This window comes from Streptomyces sp. NPDC039480 (assembly GCF_055597165.1).
This window is the reverse complement of record NZ_JBVITX010000007.1, coordinates 229,646-243,060: the sequence shown is the minus strand read 5'-3', so window position 1 is coordinate 243,060 and position 13,415 is coordinate 229,646. Positions and strand designations below refer to the sequence as shown.

General features: G+C 69.1%; 17 protein-coding genes. 9 read left to right on the top strand and 8 right to left on the bottom strand.

All coding sequences use genetic code 11. The annotated features are described in order from the left end of the window. The first annotated feature begins 1 nt into the window (after position 1). On the top strand, positions 2–778 hold the full coding sequence (locus tag ACZ56E_RS23075) for a TetR/AcrR family transcriptional regulator (RefSeq protein WP_471216850.1): 777 nt from the start codon (positions 2–4) through the stop codon (positions 776–778). A 15-nt stretch (positions 779–793) separates the two neighbouring features. Here ACZ56E_RS23075 and ACZ56E_RS23070 read toward each other — a convergent pair whose 3' ends face one another. Then, positions 794–1,807 carry a TolB-like translocation protein gene (locus ACZ56E_RS23070; protein WP_471216848.1) on the bottom strand — a complete coding sequence of 338 codons (1,014 nt, stop codon included), beginning with the start codon at positions 1,805–1,807 and terminating at the stop codon, positions 794–796. 85 nt (positions 1,808–1,892) lie between these two features. Here ACZ56E_RS23070 and ACZ56E_RS23065 point away from each other — a divergent pair, with 85 nt between their 5' ends. Then, positions 1,893–2,624 (top strand): GDSL-type esterase/lipase family protein, encoded by a 732-nt coding sequence (locus ACZ56E_RS23065; RefSeq protein WP_471216846.1) that lies wholly within the window; start codon positions 1,893–1,895, stop codon positions 2,622–2,624. 92 nt (positions 2,625–2,716) lie between these two features. On the opposite strand, the gene ACZ56E_RS23060 is transcribed toward ACZ56E_RS23065, so the two are convergent. Both ACZ56E_RS23060 and ACZ56E_RS23055 read right to left on the bottom strand, forming a co-directional pair. Continuing rightward, positions 2,717–3,622 carry a hypothetical protein gene (locus ACZ56E_RS23060; RefSeq protein ID WP_471216844.1) on the bottom strand — a complete coding sequence of 302 codons (906 nt, stop codon included), beginning with the start codon at positions 3,620–3,622 and terminating at the stop codon, positions 2,717–2,719. A 106-nt stretch (positions 3,623–3,728) separates the two neighbouring features. Next, entirely contained in the window at positions 3,729–4,139 is a 411-nt protein-coding gene (locus ACZ56E_RS23055) for a hypothetical protein (protein ID WP_471216836.1), read from the bottom strand. A gap of 83 nt (positions 4,140–4,222) precedes the next feature. On the opposite strand from ACZ56E_RS23055, the gene ACZ56E_RS23050 reads away from it, so the two are divergent. Continuing rightward, complete coding sequence (locus tag ACZ56E_RS23050; RefSeq protein WP_471216833.1) at positions 4,223–5,032, top strand: helix-turn-helix domain-containing protein; 810 nt, start codon at positions 4,223–4,225, stop codon at positions 5,030–5,032. Then, entirely contained in the window at positions 5,029–5,274 is a 246-nt protein-coding gene (locus ACZ56E_RS23045; RefSeq protein WP_471216830.1) for a DUF397 domain-containing protein, read from the top strand. Before ACZ56E_RS23050 ends, ACZ56E_RS23045 begins: the two co-directional genes overlap by 4 nt. 5 nt (positions 5,275–5,279) lie before the next feature. Here the strand turns inward: ACZ56E_RS23045 and ACZ56E_RS23040 are convergent, their stop codons facing one another. Continuing rightward, entirely contained in the window at positions 5,280–5,786 is a 507-nt protein-coding gene (locus tag ACZ56E_RS23040) for a carboxymuconolactone decarboxylase family protein (RefSeq protein ID WP_471216828.1), read from the bottom strand. A gap of 41 nt (positions 5,787–5,827) precedes the next feature. Here ACZ56E_RS23040 and ACZ56E_RS23035 point away from each other — a divergent pair, with 41 nt between their 5' ends. The 4 genes from ACZ56E_RS23035 to ACZ56E_RS23020 all read left to right on the top strand — a co-directional run bounded on the left by ACZ56E_RS23035 (position 5,828) and on the right by ACZ56E_RS23020 (position 8,797). Continuing rightward, complete coding sequence (locus tag ACZ56E_RS23035) at positions 5,828–6,349, top strand: MarR family winged helix-turn-helix transcriptional regulator (protein ID WP_471216827.1); 522 nt, start codon at positions 5,828–5,830, stop codon at positions 6,347–6,349. Between the two features lie 81 nt (positions 6,350–6,430). After that, positions 6,431–7,036 carry a Uma2 family endonuclease gene (locus ACZ56E_RS23030; RefSeq protein ID WP_471216825.1) on the top strand — a complete coding sequence of 202 codons (606 nt, stop codon included), beginning with the start codon at positions 6,431–6,433 and terminating at the stop codon, positions 7,034–7,036. A 134-nt stretch (positions 7,037–7,170) separates the two neighbouring features. Further along, entirely contained in the window at positions 7,171–7,755 is a 585-nt protein-coding gene (locus ACZ56E_RS23025; RefSeq protein WP_471216823.1) for a Uma2 family endonuclease, read from the top strand. Between the two features lie 49 nt (positions 7,756–7,804). Further along, complete coding sequence (locus tag ACZ56E_RS23020; RefSeq protein WP_471216821.1) at positions 7,805–8,797, top strand: aldo/keto reductase; 993 nt, start codon at positions 7,805–7,807, stop codon at positions 8,795–8,797. A 139-nt stretch (positions 8,798–8,936) separates the two neighbouring features. Here the strand turns inward: ACZ56E_RS23020 and thpR are convergent, their stop codons facing one another. From thpR to ACZ56E_RS23005, 3 genes are all read right to left on the bottom strand, one after another. Further along, entirely contained in the window at positions 8,937–9,530 is a 594-nt protein-coding gene (thpR, locus tag ACZ56E_RS23015; protein ID WP_471216819.1) for an RNA 2',3'-cyclic phosphodiesterase, read from the bottom strand. Between the two features lie 79 nt (positions 9,531–9,609). Then, a complete protein-coding gene (locus ACZ56E_RS23010; RefSeq protein WP_471216817.1) occupies positions 9,610–10,956 on the bottom strand; it encodes an MFS transporter in 1,347 nt (448 codons plus the stop codon). Between the two features lie 147 nt (positions 10,957–11,103). After that, entirely contained in the window at positions 11,104–11,541 is a 438-nt protein-coding gene (locus ACZ56E_RS23005; RefSeq protein WP_362998070.1) for a MarR family winged helix-turn-helix transcriptional regulator, read from the bottom strand. A gap of 143 nt (positions 11,542–11,684) precedes the next feature. On the opposite strand from ACZ56E_RS23005, the gene ACZ56E_RS23000 reads away from it, so the two are divergent. Further along, a complete protein-coding gene (locus ACZ56E_RS23000; RefSeq protein ID WP_362998072.1) occupies positions 11,685–11,867 on the top strand; it encodes a ribbon-helix-helix protein, CopG family in 183 nt (60 codons plus the stop codon). 11 nt (positions 11,868–11,878) lie between these two features. Here ACZ56E_RS23000 and ACZ56E_RS22995 read toward each other — a convergent pair whose 3' ends face one another. Further along, positions 11,879–13,327: an NCS2 family permease gene (locus ACZ56E_RS22995; protein WP_468612313.1), complete on the bottom strand. Its 1,449-nt coding sequence runs from the start codon at positions 13,325–13,327 to the stop codon at positions 11,879–11,881. Positions 13,328–13,415: the final 88 nt, after the last annotated feature.

Here is a 13,415-nt window from a genome sequence, read left to right as displayed (position 1 = left end):
CATGACGAGCACGAACGGCGGCGGCGACGACCGGCGCACCGGCGACGACATCGCCCGCAGCCTGGAGCTGCTCTGGGGTGAGGGCGGCCGCCCGACCCGGGGCCCCAAGCCGGGCCTCACGCTGGACCGGATCGTCACCGAGGCGGTGCGCCTCGCGGACGCGGAAGGCCTCTCGGCGGTCTCGATGCGCCGCCTGTCCACGGAGCTCGGCACCGGCACGATGTCCCTGTACCGGTACGTGCGCGGCAAGGGCGACCTCGTCGACCTGATGCTGGACCGCGTGTACACGCCGCCCGAGGACCCCGAGGGCACGGCCCCCTGGACCGGCACCTGGCGCGAGGGCGTCGAGGAGTACGCGCGGGAGACCCTGGTCCTCTACCGCCGCCACCCCTGGCTGCTCCAGGTCAACCAGGCCCGCCCGGTGCTCGGCCCCGGCGCCGTCGGCGGCCTGGACCGCACCCTGTCCCGGATCAAGCCGATGGGCCTGACCGACCCCGAACTGATCGGCGTGATCGTGATGACGGAGGGGTACGTCACCGGGGTCGCCCGCACCCAGGTGCACGAGGTGGAGGCGACGAAGGAGTCGGGCCTGTCGGACCAGGCGTTCTGGGAGGCGCAGACCCCGGTCCTCGAACGCGTCATGAAGAGCGGCCGCTACCCGACCCTCGCGGGCCTCTCCGAGGACTCGTTCGGCCCGGACTTCGACCACTTCGAGTTCGGTCTGCAGCGCCTGCTCGACGGCCTGGACGTCCTGGTGGCCCGGCGCACCGGGAAATGACCCGGGGGCGGGCCGCTACCTCCTGCCGCGCCGGCCGCCTCGCCCCAGCCGCTTCAGCCCGAACACGGCGAGCAGAACGGCCCCGAGGACGATGGCGCCGGTCTTGACGTTGCCGTCGATCCCGGAGTCCCCGCTCCCGCCCCCGTCACCGTCTGCACCGCCGCCGCCCGACGAGCCGGAGCCGCCGCCGGAGCCGCCCGGCGCCTCGACGGGCTCGACCTCGCTCCGCTCGCCCTCGGTGCCGTACATCAGCGTGGTCCCGTCGAGCGTGTAGGTGACGGACTCGCCCTGCCGCTGGAGCGGCACACTCAGCCGCCCCTTGCGCTGCGGCTTCTTCCCCTCGCCCTGCCAGGCGTACCAGATGCCGCCGAAGTACCCGCGCAGCGCGAGCTGTTCACCGTCGGGCGAGAAGGCTCCGTCGGTCACCCACAGATCAATCTCTCCGACCCGCTTGAAGACGTTCGTCCCCGACGCGGACATCTGCTTCGGGCCCTCGTACAGCCCGCCGCCGTCCTCGTTCTTGCTGACGATGTAGATCCGTCCGGTCTTCGGGTGCACCATCAGCGCCTCCGCGTCCCGCGCGCCGTCGGCGTACTTCACGACGTACTGCGTGGCGCGGATCGTCTGGTCCTTCAGCTGCTTCGGCTCGGGCAGCTTGTAGACCCAGACGTTCGACCAGGTGCCGTTGAGGTTGTCGCCGATGTCGCCGACGTAGATGTTCCCGTCGCTGCCGACCGAGACGGCCTCGACGTCGCGCGGGGCGCCCACGCCGGTCATGGTCACGGTGGCGACGGTCTTCCCCGTCTTCGAGTCGACCGCGTAGAGGAAGGCGCCCTTGTCCTGGTCGTTGTGCGTCCAGTAGACGCCCGGGTGGGCGCGGGACGCGGCGAGGCCGCTGGACTCGATGATCCGGGGGTCCTTGATGTCGAACCCGTCATGGTCGTCGGCGGCAGCGGGCACGGCGGCGGCGAAGACCAGCACGGCACCAGCAGCAAGGACGGATGACGGAACAGCCCGAAGCGAACGCATGCGCCCAAGAGTGCCATCCGCGCTCCTGGGCGGAGTGCGCAGCCTCACATCGCAGGCGCGGGCCGTGATCCGGGATGATGTCCGGATGCTCAGGTTCATGTTCGTCGGCGACTCGATGACCATCGGAAGCGCCGGGGAACACACCTGGCGCTACCGGATGTGGCAGCACCTGCGCGCCACCCTCGGCCCCGAGGGCGTCGCCGTGGTCGGCCCGCGCACCGCCCTCTACGACAAGGCGGCGGGAGAACCCCTCTCGTACGACTATGCCGACGCGCCCCCGGAGTTCCCCCGCCACCACCTGGCGGGCTGGGGCGAGGGCTGGCTGCACATGGCGCCTCAAATAGCCGACGCCCTGCACCGCGACCCGGCCGACGTCCTCCTCATCTCCCTCGGCCTGATAGACCTCGGCTTCTACACGAACGCGGACCAGACGACGGCCAACGTCCGCGCCTTCATCACGGCGGCCCGCACGGCGAACCCCCGCATCCGGATGGTCCTGCTCCCGGTGATCCCGAACATCCGCGCGGCCTCGGACGCCCCGTTCGCGGCGGAGGTCTCCCACTTCAACGACCTCCTCGCGAAGACGGTGGCGGACCTGGACACTCCCGCTTCCCCCCTACTCCTGGCGTCCCCGCCGCGGTCGTACGACATCCACGCGGACACGTACGACGGCACGCACCCGAACGCGTCCGGCGAACACAAGCTGGCGGCGGCGTTCGCGGTGGCGATGGCGCAGGCGTGGGGTATCGGCGGGCCCTACGCCACCCTCGCGGGCGATGGCACTCCGCCACCCCTCGAAGTAGCTTCCAACCCATGAGCCACGGCCACAGCCACATGGAACCGTTCCTCGACCTGCTGGCCGCGCTTACCAGGGACCACGGCGCGGACTGACGCGGGCCACGTCGGCCGTCACGCCGTCGCGTTGGCCAGCCGGTCGCGCCACGGCAATGGCCGTGCGCGACGGTCGTCCGCCGCGCCCACGACCCCTTCGGTCCGGCACCGTCCGCACCGGGTCTCCTCGCCCAGCGGCCGGAAAACGTGCTCGGCGCCGGGCCCCGCGCAGGTGACGAGGCCAAGCCTCGCCGCCTCCCCCGCGGCGGGTACCGGCCCCACGCGGTCCGGCAGCTTCTGCACCAGCCGATGTCGTACGAACCCGACCGCCGACCGGACCCCGCCCGGAGGCAGCCCGACTGTCAGCGCCTTGCGGAGGTCGCCCGCCGAGACGCCCCGCCGGAGCCACTCCGCCGCCGTCCCCGCCAGGGCTCTCGCCTCCCGCACGCCGAGCAGCAGGTCCCGGTTCACGTGGCGGAGCGACAGCAACACCCGCTCGGCATCGATCAGTTCAGCGTCGGCTGCGGGCTCCGGGTCTTCGGGTGGGGGGTGGGGAAGATTCTTCTCCCGTTGTTCTTCCGGGTAAGAGCCGCCGGGTTCCCGCCTCCCCGGACCGCCGACCGTCGGACCGTGCGCAGTCGGTGACGGCCCGTCTCCGACCCGGGCACGCCCCGCCTCCTCACCCGTCAGGGTGACGTTCGCCAGGAGTTGTTCCGTGACCCAGCGGCCCCGCTCCCCCTGCCACCGCCACGCGTGCAAGTAGCCGGATTCGGTGAGGAGTTGCTTGGCCCGCTGGTAGGCGCGGCCCTTGATGCCGAGACGCGCCGCGTGTTCGCCGAGCGATCTGGCGGAGGCGTCCGCCTCCGGGAGCCCCTGCACGTACAGGAGCAGGATCTTCGCGTCGCTGTTCAGGCACTGATGCCGTACGACGTCGTGCGAAGCCTTCGTGTAGCGCCGGGTGGGCGCGATAGCATGCCGAAGCATCCCGGTGGACCTCTGATCCATTCGGTGGTGAAGGTCCTCGGACGGTGTTGCTAGCACCTCCGGGGACCGCCCCATGCCCAGCCGAGCACAGAGCGTGATGACGCGGTCACCGTACCGCACGTTTAGTCGTCTCGTGCAACAAATCACCCTCCACGAAGGGGACTTCACTCGTGGGGCGTGACCTCCAGTCCAACGGCCACGTGTAGCCGTCCAGCGCGGGCACGCCCACGTACGCGAGGTTTCCCGCGCGCCGGCTCAGCGCACGCGCGCCGACCGGCCAGGTGTACGAGTCCGCTGTCTGCGGGGGCAGCAGGAAGTAGAGGTAGCGCCCACCCGTCGCCTCGCGGACGATCGGGCCCGCACGGAATTCCGTGAACTGCATCAGGTCGTACGCGACTTGCTCGCCGAGCGCGCCCTCGATTCGTACGGCGTCGAAGTGAATGCCCGCGTGCCGCAGGGCGTGACCCGTCGCCGGGATCCAGTCGTGGACCCTGAGTGATGACGTTTCCGAGTTCATGCAGCAGATGCTGTCGGGCGCTCACATACTGTGACCAGGGATTTGCAGGTGTCGTGCTGCGCTGTGCACTTGGGGAGGACGTTGTGCACTCCGGTGAACGAGGTTCGGAGACGTTCGGCGCGTTGTTGCGGTTCTACCGCGAGCGGGCCGGGATCACCCTTGAGGCGCTGGGCGCGCATGTCCAGTACTCCAAGTCGCAGGTGGCGATGGTGGAGCGCGGGGAGCGACCGCCCAAGGGCAAGTTGGTCGAGATCGCTGATGAGGTGCTGGGTGCACAAGGTGCACTGACGCTGCTCGCGGAGAAGGAGTTCGGGGGCAGTGGGCTGCGCCCGTGGACCGAGGATTACCTGGCTGAGGAGCAAAAGGCTGCCTCGCTCCTGTCGTACCAGAATCATGTGATCCCCGGATTGCTCCAGACCAAGGCGTACGCGCATGCGGTCTACAACTGCAACTACTGCCCCCCGCTGGAAGACGAGGAGATCGCGAAACGGGTGGAAACCCGCATCCAGCGCCAGCGCGTCTTTCAGCGTAAGCCCGCGCCGATCCTCGGCTTCATCGTGGAGCAGAGCGTCCTGACCAGACCTCTCGGCGGCCCGTTGGTTCTCAAGGAGCAGCTGCACCACATGCTTGAGGTCGGTCAGCTCCGGCACATCCAGATCCAGGTCATGCCCCACGATCGGCAGACCCACGCCGGGCTCATGGGAGCCATGATCATCTTGGAGACAGCGGAACGTCGCCAGCTTGCCTACATTGAAGGACACAAGGGGGGCTACTTCGTAAGCGAGCAGCCTGACTTGGGAGACCTGCTCGGCAAATATGGCATTCTGCGGGCGCAGGCTCTCACCCCCGAGGAGTCCGCAAAACTAATCGGTGAGGTGGCACAGGAGCTATGAACAAGAACCTCACGTGGTTCAAAAGCAGTTACAGCGGCGAGGAAGGCGAATGCGTGGAGGTGGCCCTCGCCTGGACCAAGTCCAGCTATAGCGGCAGCCAGGGCGGCGAATGCCTGGAGGTCGCCGCCACCCCCGCCACCATCCACATCCGCGACTCAAAGCTGAACCCCACCGGCCCCACCCTCCGGATAGCCCCCGCCACCTGGACCGCCTTCCTGGTGGGCCACGACGAGGCGGACTGACACGCTCAGGTCGCCCGCGTCAGCCGGTTCGCGAGCGTCGACATCGTGTACGTACCGATGCCCATGACGACTTCGAGGGCGTTGCGCTCGGTGTAGCCGTGGGCGAAGAACTCCTTGAGGCCGGCGTCGTCGACCCCGCCCGCCGTCGCGAGGACGGTGAGCGTGAACTGGCGTACCGCTTCGAGGTGTTCGTCGGGCAGAGCCCGCTCCTCGCGGAGGGCCGCGATCAGCTCGGTCGACGCGCCCAGCTTGCGCAGCTTGCCCGTGTGCATCGTGACGCAGATGTGGCAGTCGTTGCGCGTCGCGACCGTCATGATGACGACCTCGCGGGCGACGGGGTCGAGGGTCGTGCGGTCGAAGGCCGCCGTCATCTCCAGGAAGCCGTTGAGGAGTTCGGGCGACTCGGCGAGGCGGGCGACCGCGTCCGGCACCTGTCCGAAGGCGGCGGCGGTGCGCTCCATCGCGGCTCGTGAGTCGGACGGTGCGGTTTCCAGTGTGTGCTCGGTGAACATCCGTACCCCCTGTGGGCCTATCCGGCCCTAAAATGGACAACATGGTTGACGACAAGAAGAAGGTAAACCAGGTTGACGGTTTGAGCAAGGGAAATGACGGTTCGGGCAAGGGACATGAGCTGCCCCTGCTCCTCCTCGCCGGCTTCCGCACCCTCATCGACCGCCTCCACGCCGAGCTCGCCCACCAGGGCCACCCCGACCTCCGCCCCGCCCACGGGTTCGCGATGCAGGCCATCGGCGCTGGCGGCGCCACCGCCAGCGAGGTCGGGCGGCGGCTCGGCGTCTCCAAGCAGGCGGCGGGCAAGACGGTCGACCGCCTCATCGCCCTCGGCTACGCGGCCCGCACCGACGACCCCGCCGACGCCCGCCGCAAACTCGTCCGCCTCACCCCGCACGGCATCGATGCGCTGCGCCGCTCGGCGGCGGTCTTCGACGAGCTGCGGGCGGAGTGGGCACAGGCCCTCGGGGCCCGGCGGCTCGGCGAGCTGGAGTCAGACCTTCGCACGGTCGTTCCCCCGGACGCGTTCCGCCTCGACGCGGCGGGGTGGCTCGGCGGCTCGTGACCGGATGTGACCTCGGCTCCGTGCGTATCGTTGTACTGCGCGGCTGCCCGTCCCAAGAAGCGGTCGGGGAGGAGCGCCACGGTGTCCGTCGTAGAGACCGACAGGATCGACATGGCTGAGAGCGGCGACAAGAACGCTTTGGACGTGATGTTCAAGGCGCTCGGGCGAGACCACTTCCTCGAAGGCTACCGAGTCGAGATCGTCGGGGGAGCCGTCTTCATGACGCCGCAACGGAACACGCACTGGCAGATCATCCGTCGAGTCGTCCGCGCCCTGGAGGACAGATTCGGCATGGATGTGCTGGTGCTCTCCGACGTGCGCATCGACTTCCCCGGAGGACAGAACGGCTTCTGCCCCGACGTGGCGAAACTGCGGGACGAGGCGGAGTGGACTCATGAGCGCGGCTGGCGCCACGAGGACGTCGAATTCGTCACCGAGGTCATCTCCAAGGGCACTGCCGAGAACGACTACCACGCCAAGAAGTACGCATACGCGGAGGCCGGAGTCCCGGCCTATCTGCTCGTGGATCCATACGAAGGGCAGTGCCGCCTCTACACCCGGCCCAAGGAGAGCGACAACGGCTTCGACTACTCCAGCGAACTCCCGTTCTCCTTCGGCTACGAAGTCGACCTGACCGGCACGCCCGCCGACCTGATCCTCAAAACCGACGCCTTCCCCCGCGACTGACCGCCCCGGCGGCGTTCCGCCTCGACGCGGCGGGATGGCTCGGCGGCTCGTGACCGGATGTGACCTCGGCTCCGTGCGTATCGTTGTACTGCGCGGCTGCCCGTCCCAAGAGGCAGCCGGGGAGGAGCGCCACGATGACTCTTGTGGACGACAGGATCAAGATGGCCGACAACAACACCGCTCGTCTGGACACGATGTTCGAGGCGCTTGAGCGGGGGCCCTTCCTCGAGGGATACAAGATCGACATCATCGAGGGGGCCGTCCACATGACGCCGCAGCGGGCCAACCACTGGGACATCACCCTCGGCATCATCGAGCAGTTGAGGACCAAATACCCGCGTCAGCGCCTGCTGTCCGACGTCCGCATCGACTACCCCGGTGAGCTGAATGCCTTCTGCAGCGACGTGGCGCTGGTCGCCGACGGTGCCGAACGCACGAAGCGGGGCGGGTTCCTGTGCGGCGACGTCGAATTCGTCGCCGAAGTGATCTCCCGGGGCACGGACTCGAACGACTACGGCCCCAAGAAGACCGGCTACGCCACCGCCGGAGTCGCCGCCTACCTCATCGTCGATCCCTACCAGGGCAAGTGTCACGTCTACACCCGGCCCGGGGAGGACGACTACCACGTGCATACGACCGTCGACTTCGGCGAGAAGGTCGACCTGACCAACACGTTCCTCGGCCTCACCCTCGACACCTCCGACTTCCGCCGCGACTGACCCGAGCCCCCTTGCCTGGAGCGCACTCCACCCCGTTGGCTAGTGCCCCATGAGGTACACGCAGCTGGGACGCACAGGGCTCAAGGTCAGCCGGCTCACGCTCGGCACCATGAACTTCGGGCCGCTCACCAACGAACCCGACAGCCACACACTCATGGACGCCGCGCTCGACGCGGGCGTCAACTTCTTCGACACCGCCAACACCTACGGACAGAGCGTCGGCAAGGGCCGCACCGAGGAGATCCTCGGCACCTGGTTCACCCAGGGCGGCGGCCGGCGCGACAAGGTCGTGCTCGCCACCAAGGTGTACGGGAACATGGCCCCGGACGGGGAAGCCTCCTGGCCCAACCACGACCGGCTCTCCGCACTCTCCATCCGCCGCGCCGTGGACGCGTCGCTCAAGCGGCTGCAGACGGACCACATCGACCTCTACCAGTTCCACCACATCGACCGGCTGACGCCGTTCGAGGAGATCTGGCAGGCCATCGACGCCCTCGTCACACAGGGCAAGATCCTCTACGCGGGATCCTCCAACTTCCCCGGCTACAAGATCGCCCAGGCCAACGAGACCGCCCGCAGGCTCGGCGGCTACGGCCTCGTCAGCGAGCAGTGCCTCTACAACCTCGCCTCGCGCGACGCCGAGATGGAGGTCATCCCGGCCGCCCAGGACTACGGCCTCGGCGTCATCCCGTGGTCGCCGCTGCACGGCGGGCTGCTCGGCGGCGTGCTGCGGAAGGAGGGCGAGGGGTCACGGCGCACGGGCGGGCGCGCCGCCGCCGAGCTCGCCAAGCCGGAGGTCCGCGCGCAGGTCCAGGCGTACGAGGACCTGCTCGACAAGCACGGTCTCGAACCCGGCGAGGTCGCGCTGGCCTGGCTCCTGACCCGGCCCGGCGTCACCGCGCCGATCGTCGGCCCGCGGACGGCGGAGCAGCTCGACTCCGCGCTGCGCGCCGTCGACCTCGAACTGTCCGCGGACATCCTCGACGCGCTCGACGAGATCTTCCCCGGGCCCGGGCCGTCGCCGGAGTCCTTCGCCTGGTGAACCGCAAGGGAATCTGAGGGGCGGTGGCGCCCGCGCCGGCTAACCGCCGACGGCGGCCGCCACCGCCACCACGACGAACATCAGCACGAGCACGCCGGCCATGATCCGGTTTCTGGTCTTCGGGTCCACACCGTCGAGGTTAACCGGCGCCGCCCGGCTCCCGGACGCCGCCTCCCAGAATCCAGCGCCCGACCGCCTCGTACCGCGGCCGCTCCCCCGGCACTCCGCTCCTCGGCAGATCACTGCGTACGAGGCTCAGCTCCCGTACGGTCCACGCCGTGCCCTCGAAGGTGCCGAGCGCGTCGGCGTACGGGCCGAGGTCCGTCTCGCCGCGGCCGCGCGCCACCGTGAGGTGCGGGCGGTAGGGCCGGTGCTGCTCCTCCATCGTGACGCCCGCCTTGCGGGCCGCCGCGTCCGCCCGCGCGGCGAGCAGCCGCAGCGCGGCCACATCACCCGCGGCGCCCACCCAGAGCGCCCGGTCCCCGAAGTGTCCGCCGCCGCGCAGGGAGAGGCTGAAGGGCGGCGTCCGGCCCGCGACCCGCGCCAGCCGCGCACCGAGTTCCGGCACCACCCCGTCGTCGACCTCCCCCATAAAGGCAAGCGTGAAGTGCCACCCGCCACTCACCGCCCAACGCAACTCACCGGCCCCCGGCAGCCCCTTCAACGCACCGACGGCGGCGCCCAGTTCGGCGACCACAGAGCCCGGCGGGAGGACGGCGGCGAAGAGTCTCATGGGGCTGAACGCTAGCCGCTCGCGGACGCCGGCCACCTGCCGAGAGCCGGGCACCAAGCCCCCGACTCCGGGCAGCTGGCTACGCCGCTGTCGCCAGCTCTCGTTCCCTCGGGACGAACTGCACGTGGCGGTGGCCGCGGCGTAGGTCCACCTTCAGGCGGAGGTTCGCGGCGCGGGCCAGCATCAGGCCTACGGCGATGGCGGCGAGCGCGCAGATGAGGCCGCCGGCGGCCATGCTGACGCGGACTCCGTAGGCGTCGGCGAGCCAGCCGAAGAGCGGGCCGCCGAGCGGGGTGCCGCCGGTGAAGACCATCATGAACAGCGACATGACGCGGCCCCGCATCTCCGGGTCCGTCGCCATCTGGACGGAGGAGTTGGCGGTGACGTTCACCGTCAGGCCGAGGATGCCGATCGGCACGATCAGCGCGACGAACATCCACAGGTCGGGGGCGAACGCGGCGGCGACCTGGAGTACACCGAAGGCGATGGCCGCTCCCGCGAGCAGCCGCAGCCGCGAGGTGCCGCGCCGGGCGGCGAGCAGCGCGCCGGCCAGCGAACCGATCGCCATCAGGGTGTTGAACAGCCCGTACATCCCCACGCCACCGTGGAAGATGTCGTCCGCGAAGGCGCTCAGCCAGATCGGGAAGTTGAAGCCGAAGGTACCGATGAAGCCGACGAGGACGATCGGCCAGATCAGCTCGGGGTTCTTCGAGACGTAGTTCAGGCCCTCACGGAGCTGTCCCTTGCCGCGTGCCTTGCGCGGGGTGTGCTTCAGCTCGGAGGTGCGCATCAGGAGTAGGCCTGTGAGCGGCGCGAGGAAGGACAGGCCGTTGGCGAGGAACGCCCAGCCGGGTCCCACGGCGGCGGTCAGCGCGCTCGCCACGGCGGGGCCGATGAGGCGGGCGGACTGGAAGTTGGCGGAGTTCAGCGACACGGCGTTGCGGACCTGGTCGGGGCCGACCATCTCGGACACGAAGGACTGCCGCGTCGGGTTGTCGACGACGGTGACGAGACCGGTGAAGAACGCCGCGAAGTAGACGTGCCAGACCTGGACGTGACCGCTGAGCGTCAGCGCGGCGAGGAAGAGCCCGCTGAGACTCATCGCGCCCTGGGTGACGAAGAGCAGGTTCCGCTTGGCGAAGCGGTCGGCGATCACACCGCCGTACAGGCCGAAGAGGAGCATCGGCAGGAACTGCATCGCCGTGGTGATGCCGACGGCCGCGGACGATCCCGTGAGGCTCAGGACCAGCCAGTCCTGGGTGATGCGGGCCATCCAGGTGCCGGTGTTGGAGACGACCGCGCCGGTCGCGAAGAGCCGGTAGTTGCGGATCTTCAGCGAGCTGAACATCGAGGTTTTCTGGGGGCGGACGGGCTTGTCGAGGGTGGTTGGTGCGGGGGCGGAGTCTGCTCCGGATCCCGTACTCAAAGTAGGTTCGCCTCCTTGGCGTACGTGCGCGTACGTAATGTCTGACGCCCCCGGCCGGTCGGCGGGAGTCCCGCCGGGCGCGGGGGCCCCACAGGCCACAGGGGCACCCGCGAGGTACTGCGGGAGTACCCACGGGGCTCCGCGGGACTACAGGTGGGCGAGCTTTTCCAGGACGGGGGCGGCGGCACGCAGCCGCTCCCACTCGTCCTGGTCGAGGTGCTCGACCAGACCCGCGAGCCAGGCGTTCCGCTTGCGGCGGCTCTCTTCGAGCATCGCCTCGGCGGTCTCCGTCTGGGTCACCACCTTCTGGCGGCGGTCCTCGGGGTGCGGTTCGAGCCGGACGAGGCCCTTCGCCTCCAGCAGGGCCACGATGCGGGTCATCGACGGCGGCTGCACATGCTCCTTGCGGGCGAGCTCGCCCGGGGTGGCGGAGCCGCAGCGGGCGAGGGTGCCGAGCACCGACATTTCGGTGGGGCTCAGCGACTCGTCGACCCGCTGGTGCTTGAGTCGACGGGAGAGGCGCATCACAGCGGAGCGCAAGGCGTTCACGGCGACGGCGTCGTCACCATGGGAGAGGTCCGGCATGGTTGTTAGGGTAACTCATTACCCTAGCTAAGGACCACTCGGTTTTCCCCACATCCCACGCCGAACCATTTCGTCACCCGAACGAGTGAGGTGACTTCGGAAAGCGACGCGCGGCCCGCCGGGCGCCCGGGACCCTGTCCCGCATGGGATCGCCAGTGCTCAGCCTGCGCATAGACGGTGAGCTGCTCGACCGGCTCCGACAGCACGCGGCCAAAAGAGGAATGAGCGTCCAGGACTATGTGGTCCGGACGCTCATTCGAGACGACTTCGACGAACGGTTCAAGACGTCCGTCGAGGAGACGGAGAAGTTCTACGGCGCGGCCTGAACCGCGCACCGCTACGTCAGATCCAGCGCCGGCATCAGGTAGTAGAAGGCGAACACCGCCGACACCGCGTACATCGCGACCGGCACCTCGCGGCCGCGCCCGGACGCGAGCCGCAGCACGGTGAAGGTGATGAAGCCCATGCCGATGCCGTTCGTGATCGAGTACGTGAACGGCATCATCAGCATCGTCACGAACGCGGGGATCGCGATCGTGTGGTCCGCCCAGTCGATCTGCCGGATGGACCCGGACAGGATCAGGAAGCCGACCGCGAGCAGCGCGGGCGTGGCCGCCTGGGACGGGACCATCGTGGCGAGCGGCGTGAGGAACAGCGCGACGGCGAAGAGCCCGCCGGTCACGACGTTCGCGAAGCCGGTGCGCGCCCCCTCGCCGACGCCCGCCGTGGACTCCACGAAGCAGGTGGTGGCGGAGGAGGACGAGGCGCCGCCCGCGGCGACGGCGATGCCGTCGACGAAGAGGACCTTGTTGATGCCGGGCATGTTGCCGTTGGCGTCCGTCAGCTTCGCCTCGTCGCCGACGCCCATGATCGTGCCCATCGCGTCGAAGAAGCACGAGAGCAGCACGGTGAAGACGAAGAGGACGCCGGTCAGGACGCCGACCTTCTCGAACCCGCCGAACAGGCTGATCTCGCCGACGAGCCCGAAGTCCGGCGTCGAGACGGGGTTGCCGGGCCACTCCGGGGAGGTCAGGCCCCAGGAGGGGACGTCCGCCAGGGAGTTGATGATCATGGCGACAATCGTCATGACGACGATGCTGATGAGGATGGCGCCCGGCACCTTGCGTACCAGCAGGGCCAGGGTGAGCAGCACGCCGAGCACGAAGACGAGGACGGGCCAGCCGTTGAGGTGTCCGTCGCCGCCGAGCTGGAGCGGGACGGTGGTGTGCGCGGCGTCCGGCATGCGCGAGACGAAGCCGGAGTCGACGAGGCCGATCAGCATGATGAAGAGGCCGATGCCGATCGCGATGCCCTTGCGCAGGCCCAGCGGCACGGCGCTCATCACGCGCTCCCGCAGCCCGGTCGCGACGAGCAGCATCACCACGAAGCCGGCGAGGACGACCATGCCCATCGCGTCGGGCCACGACATGCGGGGCGCGAGCTGGAGGGCGACGACGGTGTTCACGCCGAGGCCTGCGGCGAGCGCGATCGGGACGTTGCCGATGACGCCCATGAGGAGCGTGGTGAAGGCGGCGGTGAGCACGGTCGCGGTGACCAGCTGCTTGTTGTCGAGCTGGTGCCCGTACATGTCCTTCGCGCTGCCCAGGATGATCGGGTTCAGCACGATGATGTAGGCCATCGCGAAGAAGGTGGCGAAGCCGCCGCGGACCTCCCTGGCCAGGGTCGAGCCCCGCTCGCTGATCTTGAAGTAGCCGTCGAGGCCGCTCCGCGGGGGCATCGGTGGCTCTTTGCCGGCGTCGACCGGGGCAGGGGCCGAGGGGGACATGGAAAACCTCGTGACTTGTATTTTCGTACGAAAGCTATTGGCCAGTCATAAGCCGTTTCAGTATGAATACATGAGGCGGAAATCGCTA